Source organism: Nonomuraea monospora (assembly GCF_039531895.1).
Classification (GTDB): Bacteria; Actinomycetota; Actinomycetes; order Streptosporangiales; family Streptosporangiaceae; genus Nonomuraea; species Nonomuraea monospora.
This window is the reverse complement of the sequence record NZ_BAAAQX010000005.1, coordinates 229,655-248,282: the sequence shown is the minus strand read 5'-3', so window position 1 is coordinate 248,282 and position 18,628 is coordinate 229,655. Positions and strand designations below refer to the sequence as shown.

Sequence of the window (18,628 nt, the reverse complement as noted above, 5' to 3'; positions counted from 1 at the left end):
CTGGGGGTCCACTTCGTCGCCAATCGACCGAAATTTCACCACTAAGTTGCATCAGGGGATTCCTGTCGGGAAGATTCAGGTTCTGCGGCAAGTCGGCGGATGGGGGAACAATGCGGCGGGTCGCCTCGAGCTTGACGGCGCTGGCCGCCGTGGTCGCGCTCGGCGCCTGCACGCCGTCCGCGTCCCGCGAGCCCGCCACGCCACGGGCCGAGTTCCTGGTCTTCTACGACCTCGGCAAGCAGCGGCAGGCCGAGGCCGCCGTGGAGCGCGCCGGCGGCACCGCGGTCTCCGCCGACACCAAGCTCGGCTACCTCATGGCCGCCGGGCAGGGCAGCGGGTTCGAGGAGGCCGTGGGCGCGGACCCGTCCGTCGTGGGCGTCTCCCCGGACCGCCGCATCGGCTACGCCACCTCCCGCCCCGCCCGTACCGGACAGAACACCTCAGCCCGCGCGGCCGGGTTCCCCGACGAGAAGTCCTTCACCAAGACCAGAGGCGAGCCGCTGGCGGGCCGCCAGTGGGACATGCGCATGATCGGCGCCGACCGCGCCAACGCCAAGGCCCCCGGCACCAAGCAGGTCCTCGTCGGCGTCATCGACACCGGCGTGGACGGCAAGCACCCCGACCTCGCCCCCAACTTCAACCGCGAGCTCAGCCGTAACTTCGTCACCGACAAGCCCAAGGACGAGTACGGCGAGACGCTCGACGGCCCCTGCGAGGCGTCCGGCTGCAAGGACGCCGTGGACGTGGACGACGACGGCCACGGCACCCACGTGGCCAGCACCATCGCCTCCCCGGTGAACGGCCTGGGCATCGCAGGCGTCGCGCCCGGCGTGCAGATCGTGAACCTCAGGGCCGGCCAGGACTCCGGCTTCTTCTTCCTCAAGCCCAGCCTCGACGCCCTCACCTACGCCGGCGACATCGGCGTGGACGTGGTCAACATGAGCTACTTCGTCGACCCCTGGCTGTTCAACTGCGCGAACAACAAATCCGACACCAACAAGCAGCAGCTCGAACAGCGGGCCATCATCACCGGCATGCAGCGCGCCATCGACTACGCCCGCCAGCGCGGCGTCACGCTGATCTCCGCGCTCGGCAACGGCTCCACCGACCTCGGCGACCCCAAGGTGGACAAGCAGAGCCCCGGATACCCGAAGGGCGACGAGAAGGAACGCCAGGTCGACAACTCCTGCCTCAACGTGCCCGCCGAGTCCAACGGCGTCATCTCCGTCTCCGCGCTCGGCCCGTCCGGGCGCAAGGCCGTCTACAGCGACTACGGCGACGAGCAGACCGACGTGTCCGCGCCCGGCGGCGACGTCCTCGACGGGCAGGGCACCCAGGCCACCCGGTCGATCCTGGCCGCCGCGCCCGAGCACGTGCTGCGCGCCTCAGGACGCATCGACGCCAAGGGCGAGCCCAAGGGCGCTGACGTCGTCAAGGACTGCACCGGCGGCACCTGCGCCTACTACCAGTACCTCGAAGGCACCTCGATGGCCTCGCCGCACGCCGCCGGCGTCGCCGCGATCCTCGTCAGCCGCTTCGGCAAGCCCGGCAAGGGCGGGCTCGAACTCGCCCCGGCCACGACGGAGCAGCTCCTGTACAAGACGGCCACGCAGAAGGCGTGCCCCACGCCGCGCCAGTACGTGTACAAGGTCTTCGGGCAGACCGAGACGCACGACTGCGAAGGCGGCACATCGGACAACGGATTCTACGGCCACGGGATCGTGGACGCCTGGAAGGCGGCTACCGTCGAACCATGACGTACCGCCTCCTCGCCGACGCGGCGATGGTGGTCCACTTCGTCTTTCTGCTCTACATGGCCGTGGGCGGGTTCCTCGCGTGGCGCTGGAGGCGTACGATCTGGGCGCACCTCGCCGTCGCCGCCTGGGGCCTGCTCTCGGTCGCGACCGGCGTCGAATGCCCCCTCACCCTCGCCGAGGACTGGGCGCGCCACCACGCGGGCCAGGAGGGGCTACCCGCAAGCGGCTTCATCGACCACTACATCGAAGGCGTGATCTACCCGGAGGAGTACACGAACTTGGCGCGACTCGGGGTCGCCGTTCTCGTTCTGTTCTCCTACGTCGGGTACGTTCTCCGTCGTCAGTGACTGCCAAGTGGTCTGTACCAATTAAGGTAGGACTCGTGACTCGTCGCGCGAAAATCGTCTGCACTCTAGGCCCCGCCACTTCTTCCAAGGAACGACTCCGCGAGCTGATCGCCGCGGGCATGGACGTGGCACGGTTCAACCTCAGCCATGGCAATCATGACCTGCACAGAGAGGTTTACGACCGGGTCAAGGAGGTGGCGGCCGACCTCGGCCGCGGTGTAGGCGTGCTCGCCGACCTGCAGGGCCCCAAGATCCGTGTCGGCACGTTCGAGGAAGGCCCCGTCAGGCTGGGCTTCGGCGACGTCTTCACCATCACCACCGAAGACGTGCCGGGCGACCGCGAGCAGGTCTCCACCACCTACAAGGGTCTGCCGAAGGACGTCCGTCCCGGTGACACGATCCTCGTCGACGACGGCCGCCTCGTCCTGGAGGCCACCCGCGTCGACGGCGAGCGGATCACCACCCGGGTCGTCATCGGCGGCATGATCTCCGACAACAAGGGCCTCAACCTGCCGGGCGTCAACGTCAGCGCCCCCGCGCTCACCGACAAGGACGAGGCCGACCTGCGCTGGGCGCTGCGCACCGGCTTCGACATGATCGCCCTGTCCTTCGTCCGCCGCCCGTCCGACGCCGACGTGGTGCGCAACATCATGGAGCAGGAGGCCGTCCGCCTCCCGCTGCTCGCCAAGATCGAGAAGCCGCAGGCCGTCGACCGCCTGCCCGACATCGTCGAGGCCTTCGACGGCATCATGGTCGCCCGCGGCGACCTCGGCGTCGAGCTGCCCCTGGAGCAGGTCCCGATCGTGCAGCGGCGCATCATCGAGCTGTGCCGCGAGAAGGCCCGCCCGGTCATCGTCGCCACCCAGATGCTCGACTCCATGATGAACGCCCCGCGCCCCACCCGCGCCGAAGCCTCCGACGTGGCCTACGCGGTCATGGACGGCGCCGACGCGGTCATGCTCTCCGGCGAGACCTCGGTCGGCAACTACCCGATCGAATCCGTCTCCACGATGGACCGCATCGCCTGCGCCGCCGAGAAGTCCTCCCTGCACGCCACCCACACCCTGGAGCGCATGCCGGAGACCACCGGCGGCGCCATCGCCCGCGCCGCCGCCGAAGTGGGCGCCATCGTGGGTGCCAAGGCTCTGGTGGCCTTCACCATGTCGGGAGAGACGGCGCGGCGGCTGGCCCGCTACCGCTCCCCGATCCCGCTGCTCGCCTTCACCTCCGCGCCGCACGTGCGGGGTCAGCTCTCCCTGACGTGGGGGGTGGAGACGTTCCACGTGCCGTTCGTGCACCACACCGATGACATGGTGCGGCAGGTGGAGGCGTCCCTGCTGTCCTTGGGGCGGCTGGAGAAGGGTGACAAGGTGGTCATCGTGGCCGGCTCCCCTCCCGGCACCCCGGGCTCCACCAACGCCCTCCGCGTCCACACCATCGGATCCGCCGTCTCCCACGCGCACTGACCTTTTCGCCGCGCACCGTTTTCGCCGCGCACCGTTTTCGTTGCGCACTGATTTTTTCGTTGCGCGCCGCTGCCGTTTTTTCGTTACGCGCTGCCGTGGCCTGCCACCCGCCGCACTTCGGCGGGTGGCCCTCCATGTCACGGCCTCTGACCCTTCACCGGCCGGCCGCCGTTACGCGAGCCCAAGTGGGCCGTCAGCGTGGTCGAACGCCGGACATCCCCTCGGTCCCGCCCCTCACCGCCTCTCGCGCGCGGCCGTAGCTTCGGGGTCCACCCCTCACCTCACCGCCAGAAACACCGATGGGGCAGCGTTCCGTACGCTGCCCCATCGCCGCCCGTTTCGCCCTTGACGGGGGCGGTCAGTCGTTGGCGTGCAGGGCCGCGTTGAGCTCGATGCCGCCACCCTTGCGCGGCAACGCCTCCACAGCCCCCGACTGCGAGTTGCGCCGCAGCAGAATGCCGTCCGACCCCGACAGCTCGGCCGCCTTGACGACCGTGCCGTCCGGCAGCGTGACCCGGGTGCCCGCCGTGACGTACAGGCCCGCCTCCACCACGCAGTCGTCGCCCAGCGAGATGCCCACGCCCGAGTTGGCGCCCAGCAGGCAGCGCTCGCCGATCGAGATGACCTGCTTGCCGCCGCCCGACAGCGTCCCCATGATCGAGGCGCCGCCGCCCACGTCGGAGCCGTCACCGACGACCACGCCGGCCGAGATCCGGCCCTCGACCATCGAGCTGCCGAGCGTGCCGGCGTTGAAGTTCACGAAGCCCTCGTGCATGACCGTCGTGCCGCTGGCCAGGTGCGCGCCGAGCCGCACCCGGTCGGCGTCGGCGATCCGCACCCCCGAGGGCAGGACGTAGTCCACCATCCGCGGGAACTTGTCCACCCCGTACACCGCCACCGCGCCCCTGGCCCGCAACCGCAGCCGCGTGCGCTCGAAGTCCGGCACGGGGCAGGGGCCGTGGTTCGTCCACACCACGTTGGCCAGATGGCCGAAAATGCCGTCCAGGTTGACGCCGTGCGGCTGGACCAGGCGGGACGAGAGCAGGTGGAGCCGCAGGTAGACGTCGTGCGCGTCCACGGGCGCCTCGGAGAGCTTGGCGATGCCGGTGCGCACGGCCACCACCTCCACGCCCCGCGCCGCGTCGGGGCCGGTCTGCTCGGCCAGCTCCCCGGCCTCTTCGGCGGAGAGCCGCTGAGTGCCCGAATGGGGCGCGTCGCCCAGCTCGGGGGCGGGGAACCAGGTGTCGAGTACGGTGCCGTCGGCGGCGATGGTGGCGAGGCCGACGCCGAACGCGCCGGTCGAGGTGGGATCGATAGCAGTCACGGCCCCAAAAATACCGGTCCTCAGCTCACCCCACGGCCCCCAACCCCGCCCCCCCACACCAAATCGACCACCCCCGGCACGGCCACCACCCGAAGCCCCCTGCCCGCCCGCGCCCTCGCCCGCCCGCGCGTTTGCCCGCCTGCGTGCTCACCCGCCTGGGGCCGATACCTGCCTGCGTGCCCGCCCCGCTTACGCGCCTCCCTGCCCGCTCGCCCGTCCGGCCGGGTGCTCGGCTGCTCGCACGCCCGTCTGCGCGCTGCCGGCCGGAGTGTCAGCCCAGAGCCCCCAAATCGGCCGAGAGCCAGTGATCCGGCCGCATTCTGAAGGTCACCAGCACCTTCAGATCGGAGCCCTGCACATACCCCGACACCGCGTCCGGCGGCAGATACCGAGCAGAGATGCGGGTCAGATCGTCCAACGTCGTCGGCCCCGACCGCACTACCGGCCCCTCCACCGACACATACCGATAAGTCGGGCTGTCCCGCTGCACCAGCACAGAGAACCGGCCCGCCTTGGTAATCAGCCTGGCCTTGTGCGAGTCGCCGTCCGTCAGGAACCGGATCTCGCCTCCCGGGCTGTAGTCGTACCAGACCGGCACGACCAGCGGTGCCCGGCCGTTGCCCGCCTCCACCGCCAGGCTGGCGATGTGCGACTCCGCCAGGAACGCCTCCCGCGCCCCCACGCTCAACGGCATCCCGCCCACCCCCGTAGTCATCGATCTTGATGACGGCTATTCCCGGTGGGAGCGATCCCGAAAAGTCGCCACCGCACCCGGAAAACCGGCCGCGACCTCCGCCGTCGTTCGTACGAACTCCGCCAGCACCCGCGACCGCGCCCCCTCGGGCCAGGCGAGCACCACGGTCGTGGGCGGCGCGTCGACCACCGGCACGCACACCAGGTCCCGCCGCACCTGGTCCCGCACCGACTCCGGCGCCACCACGACAAGCCGCCCGAGCGCGACGAGCTGCATCAACATCGCCAGATCGCTCACCTCCGGCTGCCTCCCGGGCCGGTGCGGCGTCGGGTCGGTCAAGTCCAAGTGCGTCGCGGGCTGGTGCGACGTCGGGTCGGGCGCGTCCGGGTGCGTCGCGGGTGGTTGCGGCGTCGGGTCGGTTGCGTTCGGGTGCGTCGTGGGTTGGTGTGGCGTCGGGTGGGTTGCGTTCGGGTGCGTTGCGGGTGGTTGTGGCGTTGGGTCGGTTGCGTTCGGGTGCGTCGTGGGTCGGTGCGGGGTCAGGCTGGTCGCGTCCGGGTGTGTCCTCGGCCAGCGTGGTGTTGGGTCGGCGTCGAGGTCGGCCAGGCACACGTGGTCGCGGCCCGCCAGCGGATGGGTGGCCGTCATGACGGCCACGCTGCCCTCCACCAGCAGAGGCTCGCTGTCGAACCCCGTCAGGTCCTCGTACGGGCTGTGCAGGAACGCCACGTCGGCCGTGCCGTCGCGGACCAGCCGCGCCCGTTCCGCCACCCCGCACAGCGCCAGCTCCACCGCCACCGCGCCGGGCCGCGCGCGGTAGGCGGCCAGCACGCCGGGCAGCAGCCCGCCGTCGCCTCCCGGCTTCAGCGCGACCACCAGGCGCGGCTCGGTCAGCCCTGCCCGGCGCGTGCGGGCCGTCGCCGCCGACACCGCGTCGAGGACCTTGGCGGCCTCCCTGGCGAGGACCTCGCCGGCCGGGGTGAGCGTCACCCCGCGGCTGGTCCGCTCGAACAGCAGGACGCCGAGGCGTCGTTCCAGCTTCTGGATCGCCCTGGACAGCGGGGGCTGCGCCATGCCGAGGCGCGCGGCCGCCCGTCCGAAGTGCAACTCCTCCGCGACGGCCGCGAAGTAGGCCAGCTCGCGCGTCTCCATACCCTCAGGGTATTGGCCGGGACCCATCGGGTGTTGGCTCCGTTGCCGGGATCGGTGGTGTGCTTCGTGACATGACAGACACCACCGCCGTCGCCCTGGTGACCGGGGCGAACAAGGGCATCGGATACGCGGTCGCCGCCGGGCTCGCGGCTCGGGGCATGACCGTGGTGCTCGGCTGCCGCGACCGTGACCGCGGTGAACAGGCCGCCGCCCGCCTCCGCGCCGAACTGAGCGCCGCGCGTATGGGCGTTGGGCCGAGCATCACCTCCATGCCCGCCGAGCCGGATGCTGCACACCTGCGCGCCGAGCCGGATGCTGCGCGCCTGGGCACGGGGCCGGATGTCGCGAGCCTGGGCACGGGGCCGGATGCGAGCCTGGGCACACGGCCGGGTGCCGTCAACCTTCCCACAGGGCCGGGTGTCGCCTACGCGGCTGGCGTTGAGCCGGAGGTGCGGGTGGTCGTCCTGGATGTCACCGACCCCGCCACCATCGAGGCCGCGGCAGCCTCGCTGGACCGGCTGGACGTGCTGGTCAACAACGCCGGCATCTCCGGCCCCATCGACCTGACCCCCAGCCGGACCCCCGCGACCACCATCCGCGACGTCTTCGAGACGAACGTCATCGGCGTTCTCATGGTCACCAACGCCATGCTCCCCCTCCTGAGAAAGGCACCCGCCCCCCGCATAGTGAACGTCTCCAGCGGCGTCGGCTCCCTGCACCACCACACCGACCCCGCCCACTACATGTCGGCCCTCCCGGCCTCCGCCGCCTACCCGCCGTCCAAGGCCGCGCTGAACGCGTTGACCGTGCAGTACGCCAAGGAGCTGCGTGAGGACGGCATCCTGGTGAACGCCGCCGCCCCGGGTGCCTGCGCCACGGATTTCACCAAGGGGCTGCCGTTCCCGATTACGCGCACGGCCGAGGAGGGGGCGGGCGTCATCATCCAGCTGGCCACGCTGGGCCCAGACGGGCCGACGGGTGGGTTCTTCGACGACGGTGGTCCGGTGCCGTGGTGACCATAATTTCGGTCAGCATTTTCGGTCGGAGGTCACGAAGTGCGATATCGTGCATGCGGAGAGTGTCGCACCCCGGTACGACAAAACCGCCGGGCATGGTGCCCGGCGGTCGGGTGGTGCCCCGGGTGGGATTCGAACCCACACTGAATGGATTTTGAGGCCATCGACTCTGCCGATTGGTCTACCGGGGCGGCATTTGTCCGGTCTGTGATCTCGGAGCGTAGCGCCCCGAGCCGCACCGGCGTGGATCTAATCTACCGGACGTCTGTACTCTTCTGCTCGTGAGTACGCAGCGGCGAGTAGTGATCGCGGAAGACGAGGCCCTGATCCGCCTCGACCTCAAGGAGATGCTCCAGGAGGACGGCTACGTCGTCGTGGGCGAGGCCGGTGACGGCGAGCAGGCGATCAGGCTGGCCGCCGAGTTGAAGCCCGACCTCGTCATCCTCGACGTGAAGATGCCGGTGCTCGACGGCATCTCGGCGGCCGAGCGGATCGTGTCCGAGCGGATCGCCCCGTGCCTCATCCTGACCGCGTTCTCCCAGCGCGACCTGGTCGAGCGGGCCAGGGACGCGGGGGCGATGGCCTACCTGGTCAAGCCGTTCACGAAGGCCGACCTGGTGCCGGCGATCGAGATGGCGGTGAGCAGGCACGAGGAAATGGTGGCGCTCGCGGCCGAGGTGTCGAGCCTGTCGGAGCGGCTGGAGACCAGGAAACTGGTCGAGCGGGCCAAGGGCCGGCTGATGACGCAGCACGGCTGGACGGAGCCCCAGGCGTTCCGGTGGATCCAGAAGGCGTCGATGGACCGGCGGCTGAGCATGCGCGAGGTTGCCCAGATCGTTATCGACGACGCCGCGGAGCGATCCTGAAAAATCCCTTTATCAGGTGATTTGCGGCGGCGGGTTGTGGTGCGGTCACGAGTGAGCATCCAACCGGCTTCGGCCGCTTACCCGGAGGGCGTCCCGGCGCGTAACTGATGGGCGGACGGAAGGTCCGCTCCTCTCGATCGGAGACGCACTCCATGATCCGCATTCTTCGCGCGCCGCTCGCCGTCACCGCGGCGGCTCTGGCGCTGGCGGCGTGCTCGTCGGGCGGCACGACCGCCGGCACCGCCGCCTCGGGCTCCGCGCAGCCGCCGTCCGCGACGGCTCCGCAGGGGGACGGCACGCTGCGCATCGGCACGGTGCTGCCGCAGACCGGGTCGCTCGCCTATCTCGGGCCGCCCATGTTCGGGGGCGTCGATCTGGCGCTCAAGGAGATCAACGAGGCCGGCGGGGTGCTCGGCAAGCCGGTGCAGAAGTCCGATACGGACTCCGGCGACTCGACTACCAACATCGCCTCGCAGTCGGTGGACAAGCTGCTGGCGCAGAAGGCCGACGCGATCATCGGCGCGGCGTCCTCGTCGGTGTCGGAGTCGGTGATCGACAAGATCACGCGCGCGGGCGTCGTGCAGTTCTCGCCGGCCAACACCTCCGACAAGTTCACCACGATCGAGGACAAGGGGCTGTACTTCCGTACGGCTCCGCCGGACAAGCTGCAGGGCCGCGTGCTGGGTGACCTGGTGGTCTCCGACGGCAACGACGCCGTCGGCATCCTGGCCATGCAGGACTCCTACGGCTCCGGCCTGGCCGACCAGGTGCAGAAGACGGTGACCGACGGCGGCGCGGAGGTCGTGGAGCGGGTGGACTACGACCCCAAGGCCGCCGACTTCTCCGCCGACGTGGCCAAGATCAAGGCCAAGAACCCGAAGGGCATCGTGCTCATCGGCTTCGAGGAGACCGCCAAGGTCGTGCAGGAGCTGGTCAAGCAGGGGCTGACCAGCGACAAGCACAAGTGGTACATGGTCGACGGCAACATGTCGAACACCAACTTCGTCAAGACCCCCAAGGGCACGATGGACGGGGTCAAGGGCACGGTGCCGGGGGCCGAGGCGCCCGAGGCGTTCCAGAAGCGGTTGCTGCAGGTCAACCCGAAGCTGACCGAGTACACCTACGCGGCGGAGTCGTACGACGCCGTGACGCTCGTGGCGCTGGCGGCGGAGGCCGCCAAGGCGGACACGGGCGCGGCGATCGCGGGCAAGCTGGTGGAGGTCAGCAAGGGCGGCACGAAGTGCACGGGCTTCAAGGAGTGCGCCGACCTGCTGAAGGCCGGCTCGGACATCGACTACGACGGCGTCAGCGGCCCGGTGGACTTCAACGACGTGGGTGACCCGTCGGTCGCGACGATCGGGGTCTACCAGTACGGGCCGGACAACAAGTTCAACGCCGCCAAGGCGACCGAATATCGCCGGGGGACCATCGACGGCTGACCATTCCCGCCCTGGCCCCGCTATTTAGGGCCAGGGCACCCCTCTTTTGGGATGTGTCCGTAACTCTGATGAAACAGACCATTACTCAGCGTATTTAAGACATTACGATCCAATATAAAAGTCGTGTAAGAACTCCCCATCTCCGAGCCCGGCAGGCATGCTGAGCTCGGAAAACCCGGCGAAGGTGATCGTCTCTTCGCCGAGATAGGGGGAGTCTCTTATATGAACCGCATTGCTCCGATGGGGCGCCTGCTGGCCGTGGCGGCCGCGGCGAGCCTGGCACTGACGGCCTGTGGCGGCGGTGGCGACACGGCCGGGGAGACCGCGGCGTCCACCGCGCCGTCCGCCGCGACGTCCACGGCGGCCTCCTCGGCGCCGGCGGCGAAGGGCGACGGCACGCTGACCCTGGGCACGGTGCTGCCGCAGACCGGTTCGCTGGCGTTCCTCGGCCCGCCCGAGTTCGCCGGTGTGGACCAGGCCGTCAAGGAGATCAACGAGGCGGGCGGCGTCCTCGGCAAGCCGGTCGCCAAGGTGCACACCGACTCCGGCGACACCACCACGAACATCGCCTCGCAGTCGGTGGACAAGCTGCTCGGGCAGAAGGCCGACGCCATCATCGGCGCCGCGTCCTCGTCGGTGTCGGAGTCGATCATCGACAAGATCACCGGGGCGGGGGTCGTGCAGTTCTCGCCGGCCAACACCTCCGACAAGTTCACCACGATCGAGGACAACGGGCTCTACTTCCGTACGGCGCCGCCGGACAAGCTGCAGGGCCGCGTGCTGGGCGACCTGATCGCCGCGGACGGCAACGACACCGTCGGCATCCTGGCCATGCAGGACTCCTACGGCTCCGGCCTGGCCGACCAGATCACCAAGACGGCCGAGGCGGCCGGCGCGAGCGTCGTGGAGCGGGTCGACTACGACCCGAAGGCGGCCGAGTTCTCCGCCGACGTGGCCAAGATCAAGGCCAAGAACCCGAAGGCCGTGGTGCTGATCGGGTTCGAGGAGGGCGCCAAGGTGGTGGCCGAGCTGGTCAAGCAGGGCCTGACCGCCGACAAGGTGAAGTGGTACATGGTGGACGGCAACATGTCGAACACCAACTACCTGAAGATGCCCAAGGGCACGCTCACCGGGGTCAAGGGCACCATCCCGGGCGCCGAGGCTCCCGAGGAGTTCAGGGACAAGCTGCGCAAGCTCGACCCCAAGCTCGACGACTTCACCTACGCCGCCGAGTCGTACGACGCGGCGAACCTCATCGCGCTGGCCGCGGAGGCCGCCAAGGACGACAGCGGCGCGTCCATCGCGGGCAAGCTGGCCGAGGTGAGCGGGGGCGGCGAGAAGTGCAAGAGCTTCAAGGAGTGCGTCGACCTGCTCAAGGCCGGTAAGGACATCGACTACGACGGGATCAGCGGCCCCGTCGAGTTCGACGCCAACGGCGACCCCTCCGTGGCGACCATCGGGGTCTACCAGTACGGCGACGACAACAAGTACGCCGGCAAGGCGCTGGAGTACAGGACCGGCAAGATCGAGGGCTGACCGCCGCCGCCCCTTCCCCCCGTACGACGCGGAGGGGGAGGGGCGGCCGCGTTGTCAGGAGGGCAGGCCGCAGGCGCGCTTGGCGTACCCGATGAGGCGGTCCTGGAGCGGCTTGGGCGGGGTGACGATCACCACGCGTTCCTCGCCCCCGTCCAGCGACGCCCGCACCGGGAACAGGAAGGCCTTCTTGGCCTCGGCGAAGGCGTGCCCCGAGCAGGCGCCGGGGGTGAGCCGGATCGGCAGCTCCAGGCGTTGCGCCCCCGCGGCCAGCGTGCCCAGCGGCTTGCTGTCGGAGGTGACGATGTAGTGGGTGGTGCCGCCGACGTCGTTGACGGTCACCGCGCCCTGGCCCCGCCGCGTGAGCACCAGGCTGCCGCGCATCACCAGCTCCGACTTGGGCCCCGTCTCCGTCCACGTGGGGCCGAACTCGATGTTCGCGGCCTGCTTGACGAGGAACGCCGAGCACTCGTCCCGCAGCAGCCTGGTCAGCAGCGGATCCGGGTGGGGCACCTGGAACACCACCTTGCGGGGCTGCTCGGAGCCGGTGCTCACGTGGGCCACGACGGTGGCGGGCCGCACCTCGGGCAGGCCCTGGGGCAGGCAGTTGGCGGCGCCGTACGGGACGGGCAGGTCCGTCCGTTCGGTCTTCTTGATGACGGCGTCGGTCCGCCGCGCCGGAAGCGTCGCGAAGGACGGCGTGACGAGCTGGACATCCGCAAAATAAACAGGTGTTTCACTAGTATTTCGGACAGCCACTTGAAGCGCGTGCACCGCCTCGTCCGAACGATATTGAGCCAGTGAAACGGACACACCGGGCGGCGGGCCCGCAGGCGGGGGAGCGGGTGGCGGAGGGGAACCGCAGCCTGCGGCGAACGCGACCAGGAGCAGGAGAGGCGTTTTGCGCTTCACCCGTCGCACATTAAGCGTCCCCGCGCAGCTCTCGTAAGTTGAGGAGTGATTACGACTCCGCATCCAAGTGCCGACAGTTCTTCAGGGGACCTGGTTCGAGTGTGCAGCGATTTTGTACGTTTCCGTCATTCGATCGGGAACGCTCGGCGGTGCTGAGGATCCCGGCCTGGAATCGGAGGAGACACTTCATGATCCGCATTGCTCCCGTGGGACGGGCGCTGGCTGTCGTGGCTGCCACCAGCCTCGCCCTGACAGCCTGCGGTGGTGGCGGCGGTGACACCGCCACACAGGCTTCCCAGAGTGCCGCGCCGGCGTCGTCCGCCCCCGCGGCGAAGGGTGACGGCACCCTGACGCTCGGCACGCTGCTGCCCCAGACCGGTTCGCTGGCGTTCCTCGGCCCGCCCGAGTTCGCGGGCGTCGACCTCGCGCTGAAGGAGATCAACGAGGCCGGCGGCGTCCTCGGCAAGCCGGTGCAGAAGTTCGACACCGACTCGGGCGACACCACCACCAACATCGCCTCGCAGTCGGTGGACAAGCTGCTGGCGCAGAAGGCCGACGCCATCATCGGCGCGGCGTCCTCGTCGGTGTCGGAGTCGGTGATCGACAAGATCACGGGCGCCGGCGTGGTGCACTTCTCCCCGGCCAACACCTCCGACAAGTTCACCACGATCGAGGACAAGGGCCTCTACTTCCGCACGTCCCCTCCGGACAAGCTGCAGGGCCGCGTGCTGGGTGACCTGATCATCGCCGACGGCAACGACACCGTCGGCATCATGGCCATGCAGGACTCCTACGGCACCGGCCTGGCCGACCAGGTCCAGAAGACGGTGACCGACGGCGGCGCCGAGGTCGTCGAGCGCGTCGACTACGACCCCAAGGCCGCCGACTTCTCCGCCGACGTCGCCAAGCTGAAGGCCAAGAACCCCAAGGGCATCGTGCTGATCGGCTTCGAGGAGACCGCCAAGGTCGTCCAGGAGCTGGTCAAGCAGGGCCTGCCGGCCGACAAGCACAAGTGGTACATGGTCGACGGCAACACCTCGAACACCAACTACGTCAAGATGCCCAAGGGCACGCTGAACGGCGTCAAGGGCACCATCCCCGGCGCGGCGGCTCCGGAGGAGTTCCAGAAGAAGCTCACCGGGGTCGACCCCGACCTGGAGGACTTCAGCTACGCCCCCGAGTCCTACGACGCGGCCAACCTCATCGCGCTGGCGGCCGAGGCGGCCAAGAGCGACGCGGGCGTGGACATCGCGGCCAAGCTGGCGGAGGTCAGCAAGGGCGGCACGAAGTGCAAGAGCTTCAAGGAGTGCGTCGACCTGCTGAAGGCCGGCACGGACATCGACTACGACGGCGTCAGCGGTCCGGTCGAGTTCAACGAGGCCGGTGACCCGGCCGTCGCCACCATCGGCATCTACCAGTACGGCGACGACAACAAGTACGCCACCAAGGCGCTGGAGTACCGCACCGGCAACATCGCCGGCTGACGATCGCTCAGCGACGTTCTGAACAGACAGGGCCCGGTCACACCGACCGGGCCCTGTGCCTTTGTCCGGGCACCGCTACGCGCATCCGGCCTCGATCCGATCCGCCGCGACCCTGTACTGCTTCAGGAGCGCCACCTGCCGCTCCTTCGGCACCCCGTTGCTGGACAGCCCCGCCGTCGTCTCCTTGACCGTCCTCACGTCCTCCTGGAGCGATCCTGGCAGCGCGGGGCCGAACTGCAGGGTGATGCCGTGCACCTCCGCCAGGCGGCCGATGAGGGCGTCCTCGAAGTTCTGCCGCTCCTCCTGGCCCTTGGGCTCCAGCATCAGGCCCGCGTAGCCGATGGCGGACACCACCCGGTCGCAGGGGCTGTCGGTGGGGTCGCCGCCGGTGCTGAACTTCTGCGAGGAGGACGCGCCCTCCTGGCAGCCGACGAGCAGCGCGGGCAGGATGAGCGCGATTGTCGCCAAACGTTTCACATCGCTCATTAAAAAACGGAGAAGGGGCCCCAGGGGAGCCCCTTCTCCGTTTTCCGGTGTCTACGCCTTGGCCAGCGTCCCGAGGTACAGCTCGATGACCTTGGGGTCGTTGGCGAGCTGCTTGCCGGTGCCGGTGTAGGCGTTGCGGCCCTGGTCGAGCACGTAGCCGCGGTGGCAGATCTGCAGGCAGCGCCGCGCGTTCTGCTCCACCATGATCACGGTCACGCCGGCCTTGTTGATCTGCTGGGCCTGGATGAAGACCAGGTCCTGCAGCTTGGGCGACAGGCCCGCCGAGGGCTCGTCGAGCAGCAGCACGGACGGCTCGGTCATCAGGGCCCTGGCCATCGCCACCATCTGCCGCTCACCGCCCGACAGGGAGCCGGCGCGCTGCTTGCGCCGCTCCTTGAGCGCGGGGAACAGCTCGGCCACGAACTCGAAGCGCTCCTTGAACTTCCCCGGCACCTGGAAGGCGCCCATCTCGAGGTTCTCCTCGATGGTGAGGCTGGGGAAGACGTTGTTGGTCTGCGGCACGTAGCCGACGCCGCGGGAGACCAGCGAGTGCGCCTTCATGTTCGTGATGTTCTCACCCTTGAGCACGACCGTGCCGCTGCGGATGTTGACCAGGCCGAACATGGCCTTGAGCAGGGTCGACTTCCCGGCGCCGTTGGGGCCGATGATGCCGATCAGCTCGCCGTCCTTCACGTACAGGTCGGAGCCGTTGAGGATGTTGACGCCCGGGAGGTAGCCCGCGATCAGCTCGTCGCAGCGCAGCACCGCGTCCTCGGCGCCCGCCAGGTGGGCGCTGCGGTCGGTGACGGCGGCCCTGGACTGAACGGACTGAACGGACTGGACGGGCTGGACGGGCGCTTCGTCGGCGCTCACTTCTGCCTCTCCTCTGCGGTCTCGGGTTCGGGGGCGGTGACGCCGGCGCTGTCGCCGGTGTCGTGGATCTCCGCCTCCAGGGCCGCTTCGGCCTCGTGGAGCTGGGCCTCCAGCTCGTCCTCCGACAGCGGCGCGTCGTGGTGGGCGCCCAGGTAGGCGTCGATCACGCGCTCGTCCGACATGATCGTCGAGGGCGGGCCCTCGGCGATCACCGCGCCCTGGGCCATGACGATCACCCAGTCGCTGATGTCGCGGACCATGTCCATGTCGTGCTCCACGAACAGCACGGTCATGCCCTGCTCGCGCAGGTCCTTCACGTGGCCGAGCAGCGACTGCGTCAGGGCCGGGTTGACGCCGGCCATCGGCTCGTCGAGCATGACCAGCTCGGGGTTGACCATGAGCGCGCGGGCCATCTCCAGCAGCTTGCGCTGGCCGCCCGAGAGCGAGCCGGCGAAGTCGTCGCGCTTGGCGTCGAGCTTGAAGCGCACCAGCAGGTCCTCGGCCCGCTCGGTGATCTCCTGCTCCTGGCCGCGCCAGATGCCGGGGAACAGGGCCCGCCAGAAGTTCTCGCCCTTCTGCTGCTGGGCGCCCAGGCGCATGTTCTCCATCACCGTCAGCCGCGACAGCGCCTTGGTGAGCTGGAACGTGCGCACCATGCCGGCCCGCGCCACCTTGTGCGCGGGCACGCCGTTCATGGCCCGCCCGTTGAACGTCCAGGCGCCGGAGTCGGCCGTGTCGAAGCCGGTGAGCTGGTTGAAGAAGGTGGTCTTGCCCGCCCCGTTGGGGCCGATCAGCGCCGTGATCGAGCCGCGCTGGACCTCGACGTGGTTGACCTCGACGGCGGTCAGGCCGCCGAAGCGGCGCACCACGTTGTCCACCACGAGGATCGGGTCGGGCTTGGGCACGCCGGGGTCGCGGGCCAGGTCCTTGAACGCGGCCAGCGCGGCCGCCTTGCGCTCGTCGGCCCCGCGGGCCTGGCCGCCGGTCACAGTCGTCTCAGCGTCGTGCATCGATCGCTATCTCCCTCTTGTCCCCCAAAATGCCCTGTGGCCGATAGATGAGCAACAGGATCAGACCGAGGCCGACCAGGATCCAGCGCATGGCGCCCACCTGGTTGGTGTCCAGGAACGCGATGTACCCGGCGGCGACCGCCTCGGTCATCACGTTGTAGAACAGGACCAGCAGCACCCAGAAGATCATCGAGCCGAGCACGGGGCCGAGCACGCGCGCTGCGCCGCCCAGGATGAGCATCGTGTACATGTAGAACGTGGTCTCGGTGCCGAACACGTCGGGCTGCACGGAGGCGTAGCCGAGGCCGTAGATGAAGCCGCCGAAGCAGCCGATGACGCCGCCCAGGACGAGCGCCTGCATCTTGTACGAGAACACGCTCTTGCCGAGGCTGCGCACCGCGTCCTCGTCCTCGCGGATGGCCTTGAGCACGCGGCCCCATGGGCTCTTCATCAGCAGGTAGACGATGAAGCTGAAGACGGCGATCAGTATCCAGCCGACGGTCAGCACCCACATCGTGCGGTGGCCGAACAGCAGCGGGACGGGCCCGAGGTTGAAGCCGTACTCCCCGTCGGGGTACGGGTTGAGCGCGTAGAAGCCGTCGGAGAAGCCGCGCTGGCCGTCGGAGCCGCCGAAGACGCTCTTGAACTGCACGGAGCGGAAGATGAGGCGGACGATCTCGGCCGCCGCGATGGTGACGATGGCCAGATAGTCGGCCCGCAGCTTCAGCGTCGGTATGCCGAGCAGGATCGCCAGAATCACGGCGGCGATCAGGCCGACGAAGATGCCGACCCAGAACGGCAGGCCCATGACGGTGACCGTGACGGCGAGCCCGTAGCCGGCCACGCCCATGAACGCGGCCTGGCCGAAGTTGAGCAGGCCGGTGTAGCCGAAGTGCACGTTCAGGCCGATGGCGCCGATGGCGTACAGCACCGTCTCGACGCCGATGGCGGCCTTGATGGTGGTACTGAAGATCGTGATCCAGTCCATTCTGATCCTCCCCCGATCAGCCGATCCGCTCGCGGCGGCCGAGAATGCCCTGCGGCCGGACGAGGAGCACGAGGATGAGCACCGCCAGCGCGCCGACGCTCTTGAGCTCCGGCGGCACCCACAGGGTCGAGACCTGGATGAACAGGCCGACCACGAGGGAGCCCACCAGGGCGCCGAACGCGGTGCCGAGCCCGCCGAGCGTGACGCCGGCGAAGATGAGCAGCAGGATGTCCTGGCCCATCGTGAACTTCAGGTTCTGCGACAGGCCGAGCATGATGCCGGCCAGCGCGGCGATGGCGCCGCCCACCGTCCAGATGATCCTGATGACCCGGTCGACGTTGATGCCGGACGAGGCCGCCAGCGCCGGGTTGTCGGCCACGGCGCGGGCCGCCTTGCCGGTGCGGGTGCGCAGCAGCGCGATGCCGACGATGATCAGGACCGCCAGCTCGATGCCCATGGCGACGAAGTTCTTGGGCGCGGCCGAGATCGGGCCGATCTGCACGCCGGGCTGGGCGGTGTACTGCGCGAACGCCTCGGTCTGGCCGCCGAAGAAGATCAGGAACACGTACCGGAGGAAGAGCGCCACACCGATCGAGATGATCATCATGGCGATCGTGCCGGTGCCGCGCTTGCGCAGTTGCCCCCAGAACAGGCGGTCCTGGAGGTAGCCGAGTATTCCGGCGACGATGACGGCGATCACGGCCGCCGGGATGAGATGCAGCCCGAACCCGATGTTGAACGCGTAGGCGAGGATCGCGCCGAGCGTGACCAGCTCGCCGTGGGCGAAGTTGGTCAGGCCGGTGGTGCCGTAGATGAGCGACAGGCCGAGCGCGGCGAGCGCGATGATCAGGCCGAGGTTCAGGCCCTCGAACGTGAGCTGCGCCGCCTGCGCCCAGAACGAGCTGGTGCCACCGTCTCCGTCCTGCTGCTGGTTCGCGGCCCCCTTGGGCTGCAGGGCGTACAGGACCGTGGAGCAGTTGCCCTCGTAGACGGTGGGCGTGCGCACGTTGTTGCCACCGCGCACCTCCGCGTTCTGCGGAAGGCTGCTGGCGTCCAGCGTGACCTTGTACTTACCCGGCTCGTCGACCTGGACGTCCCACGTGCCTTCCGCGTTTGTCGTGACCGTCTCGACGGGTTGTCCGCCCTCTGTGGTCACAGCGATTTTGGCGCCGTTCACTGGCTGGCCTTGGAGTTTGAGTGTTCCCCTCAATCCCTGGCAGTCGGCGGGACCCGCGTGGGCGGGCCCGGCCAGCAGGAAGATGAGTCCACCCAGGAAGGCCGTGA

17 protein-coding genes and 1 tRNA gene are annotated in these 18,628 nt (G+C 69.2%); 8 read left to right on the top strand and 10 right to left on the bottom strand.

Annotated features, from left to right (window positions below; translation table 11 throughout):
* Positions 1-110: 110 nt before the first annotated feature.
* From ABD331_RS12385 to pyk, 3 genes are read left to right on the top strand one after another with little or no spacing between them, the layout of a single operon-like run.
* Positions 111-1,757, top strand: coding sequence for a S8 family peptidase (locus ABD331_RS12385; RefSeq protein WP_344473844.1), 1,647 nt, complete (start codon positions 111-113; stop codon positions 1,755-1,757).
* Complete coding sequence (locus tag ABD331_RS12380; protein WP_344473842.1) at positions 1,754-2,104, top strand: DUF2784 domain-containing protein; 351 nt, start codon at positions 1,754-1,756, stop codon at positions 2,102-2,104. Before ABD331_RS12385 ends, ABD331_RS12380 begins: the two co-directional genes overlap by 4 nt.
* 35 nt (positions 2,105-2,139) lie before the next feature.
* Positions 2,140-3,570: a pyruvate kinase gene (gene pyk / locus ABD331_RS12375; protein WP_344473840.1), complete on the top strand. Its 1,431-nt coding sequence runs from the start codon at positions 2,140-2,142 to the stop codon at positions 3,568-3,570.
* Between the two features lie 358 nt (positions 3,571-3,928).
* Here the strand turns inward: pyk and dapD are convergent, their stop codons facing one another.
* The 3 genes from dapD to ABD331_RS12360 all read right to left on the bottom strand — a co-directional run bounded on the left by dapD (position 3,929) and on the right by ABD331_RS12360 (position 6,737).
* Entirely contained in the window at positions 3,929-4,894 is a 966-nt protein-coding gene (dapD, locus tag ABD331_RS12370) for a 2,3,4,5-tetrahydropyridine-2,6-dicarboxylate N-succinyltransferase (protein ID WP_344473837.1), read from the bottom strand.
* Positions 4,895-5,165: 271 nt separating this feature from the next.
* Positions 5,166-5,588 carry a pyridoxamine 5'-phosphate oxidase family protein gene (locus ABD331_RS12365; RefSeq protein ID WP_344473835.1) on the bottom strand — a complete coding sequence of 141 codons (423 nt, stop codon included), beginning with the start codon at positions 5,586-5,588 and terminating at the stop codon, positions 5,166-5,168.
* Between the two features lie 36 nt (positions 5,589-5,624).
* Complete coding sequence (locus ABD331_RS12360) at positions 5,625-6,737, bottom strand: LysR family transcriptional regulator (RefSeq protein WP_344473833.1); 1,113 nt, start codon at positions 6,735-6,737, stop codon at positions 5,625-5,627.
* Between the two features lie 71 nt (positions 6,738-6,808).
* Here ABD331_RS12360 and ABD331_RS12355 point away from each other — a divergent pair, with 71 nt between their 5' ends.
* Entirely contained in the window at positions 6,809-7,753 is a 945-nt protein-coding gene (locus ABD331_RS12355; RefSeq protein WP_344473831.1) for an SDR family NAD(P)-dependent oxidoreductase, read from the top strand.
* A gap of 114 nt (positions 7,754-7,867) precedes the next feature.
* On the opposite strand, the gene ABD331_RS12350 is transcribed toward ABD331_RS12355, so the two are convergent.
* Positions 7,868-7,944 (bottom strand) — tRNA-Leu (locus ABD331_RS12350).
* A gap of 90 nt (positions 7,945-8,034) precedes the next feature.
* On the opposite strand from ABD331_RS12350, the gene ABD331_RS12345 reads away from it, so the two are divergent.
* The 3 genes from ABD331_RS12345 (at position 8,035) to ABD331_RS12335 (ending at position 11,594) form a co-directional block, all read left to right on the top strand.
* Positions 8,035-8,619 carry an ANTAR domain-containing response regulator gene (locus ABD331_RS12345; RefSeq protein WP_344473829.1) on the top strand — a complete coding sequence of 195 codons (585 nt, stop codon included), beginning with the start codon at positions 8,035-8,037 and terminating at the stop codon, positions 8,617-8,619.
* A gap of 152 nt (positions 8,620-8,771) precedes the next feature.
* Entirely contained in the window at positions 8,772-10,058 is a 1,287-nt protein-coding gene (locus tag ABD331_RS12340; RefSeq protein WP_344473827.1) for an ABC transporter substrate-binding protein, read from the top strand.
* 222 nt (positions 10,059-10,280) lie between these two features.
* Positions 10,281-11,594 carry an ABC transporter substrate-binding protein gene (locus tag ABD331_RS12335; RefSeq protein WP_344473825.1) on the top strand — a complete coding sequence of 438 codons (1,314 nt, stop codon included), beginning with the start codon at positions 10,281-10,283 and terminating at the stop codon, positions 11,592-11,594.
* A 54-nt stretch (positions 11,595-11,648) separates the two neighbouring features.
* Here the strand turns inward: ABD331_RS12335 and ABD331_RS12330 are convergent, their stop codons facing one another.
* Complete coding sequence (locus ABD331_RS12330; RefSeq protein WP_344473823.1) at positions 11,649-12,350, bottom strand: hypothetical protein; 702 nt, start codon at positions 12,348-12,350, stop codon at positions 11,649-11,651.
* Positions 12,351-12,691: 341 nt separating this feature from the next.
* Here ABD331_RS12330 and ABD331_RS12325 point away from each other — a divergent pair, with 341 nt between their 5' ends.
* The gene (locus ABD331_RS12325) at positions 12,692-13,987 is read left to right on the top strand and encodes an ABC transporter substrate-binding protein (protein ID WP_344473821.1); all 1,296 of its coding nucleotides are present in this window, start codon (positions 12,692-12,694) and stop codon (positions 13,985-13,987) included.
* Positions 13,988-14,062: 75 nt separating this feature from the next.
* On the opposite strand, the gene ABD331_RS12320 is transcribed toward ABD331_RS12325, so the two are convergent.
* From ABD331_RS12320 to ABD331_RS12300, 5 genes are all read right to left on the bottom strand, one after another.
* Positions 14,063-14,455 (bottom strand): hypothetical protein, encoded by a 393-nt coding sequence (locus tag ABD331_RS12320; protein WP_344473819.1) that lies wholly within the window; start codon positions 14,453-14,455, stop codon positions 14,063-14,065.
* A 69-nt stretch (positions 14,456-14,524) separates the two neighbouring features.
* On the bottom strand, positions 14,525-15,346 hold the full coding sequence (locus ABD331_RS12315; protein ID WP_425565990.1) for an ABC transporter ATP-binding protein: 822 nt from the start codon (positions 15,344-15,346) through the stop codon (positions 14,525-14,527).
* Entirely contained in the window at positions 15,343-16,356 is a 1,014-nt protein-coding gene (locus ABD331_RS12310) for an ABC transporter ATP-binding protein (protein ID WP_344473817.1), read from the bottom strand. Before ABD331_RS12310 ends, ABD331_RS12315 begins: the two co-directional genes overlap by 4 nt.
* Positions 16,343-17,344, bottom strand: coding sequence for a branched-chain amino acid ABC transporter permease (locus tag ABD331_RS12305; RefSeq protein WP_344473814.1), 1,002 nt, complete (start codon positions 17,342-17,344; stop codon positions 16,343-16,345). The genes ABD331_RS12310 and ABD331_RS12305 overlap by 14 nt, the downstream gene beginning before the upstream one ends.
* Positions 17,345-17,360: 16 nt before the next feature.
* Positions 17,361-18,500, bottom strand: a complete 1,140-nt coding sequence (locus ABD331_RS12300) for a branched-chain amino acid ABC transporter permease (RefSeq protein ID WP_344473812.1) — start codon at positions 18,498-18,500, stop codon at positions 17,361-17,363.
* Between the last annotated feature and the right edge of the window lie 128 nt (positions 18,501-18,628).

Excerpts from the sequence above, each read along its gene's own strand:
- ABD331_RS12355 (WP_344473831.1), top strand. The coding sequence starts at position 6,809 with ATGACAGACACCACCGCCGTCGCCCTGGTGACCGGGGCGAACAAGGGC.
- ABD331_RS12365 (WP_344473835.1), bottom strand. The coding sequence starts at position 5,588 with ATGCCGTTGAGCGTGGGGGCGCGGGAGGCGTTCCTGGCGGAGTCGCAC.
- ABD331_RS12340 (WP_344473827.1), top strand. The coding sequence starts at position 8,772 with ATGATCCGCATTCTTCGCGCGCCGCTCGCCGTCACCGCGGCGGCTCTG.
- ABD331_RS12385 (WP_344473844.1), top strand. The coding sequence starts at position 111 with ATGCGGCGGGTCGCCTCGAGCTTGACGGCGCTGGCCGCCGTGGTCGCG.
- ABD331_RS12380 (WP_344473842.1), top strand. The coding sequence starts at position 1,754 with ATGACGTACCGCCTCCTCGCCGACGCGGCGATGGTGGTCCACTTCGTC.
- ABD331_RS12360 (WP_344473833.1), bottom strand. The coding sequence starts at position 6,737 with ATGGAGACGCGCGAGCTGGCCTACTTCGCGGCCGTCGCGGAGGAGTTG.
- ABD331_RS12335 (WP_344473825.1), top strand. The coding sequence starts at position 10,281 with ATGAACCGCATTGCTCCGATGGGGCGCCTGCTGGCCGTGGCGGCCGCG.
- ABD331_RS12325 (WP_344473821.1), top strand. The coding sequence starts at position 12,692 with ATGATCCGCATTGCTCCCGTGGGACGGGCGCTGGCTGTCGTGGCTGCC.
- ABD331_RS12305 (WP_344473814.1), bottom strand. The coding sequence starts at position 17,344 with ATGGACTGGATCACGATCTTCAGTACCACCATCAAGGCCGCCATCGGC.
- ABD331_RS12310 (WP_344473817.1), bottom strand. The coding sequence starts at position 16,356 with ATGCACGACGCTGAGACGACTGTGACCGGCGGCCAGGCCCGCGGGGCC.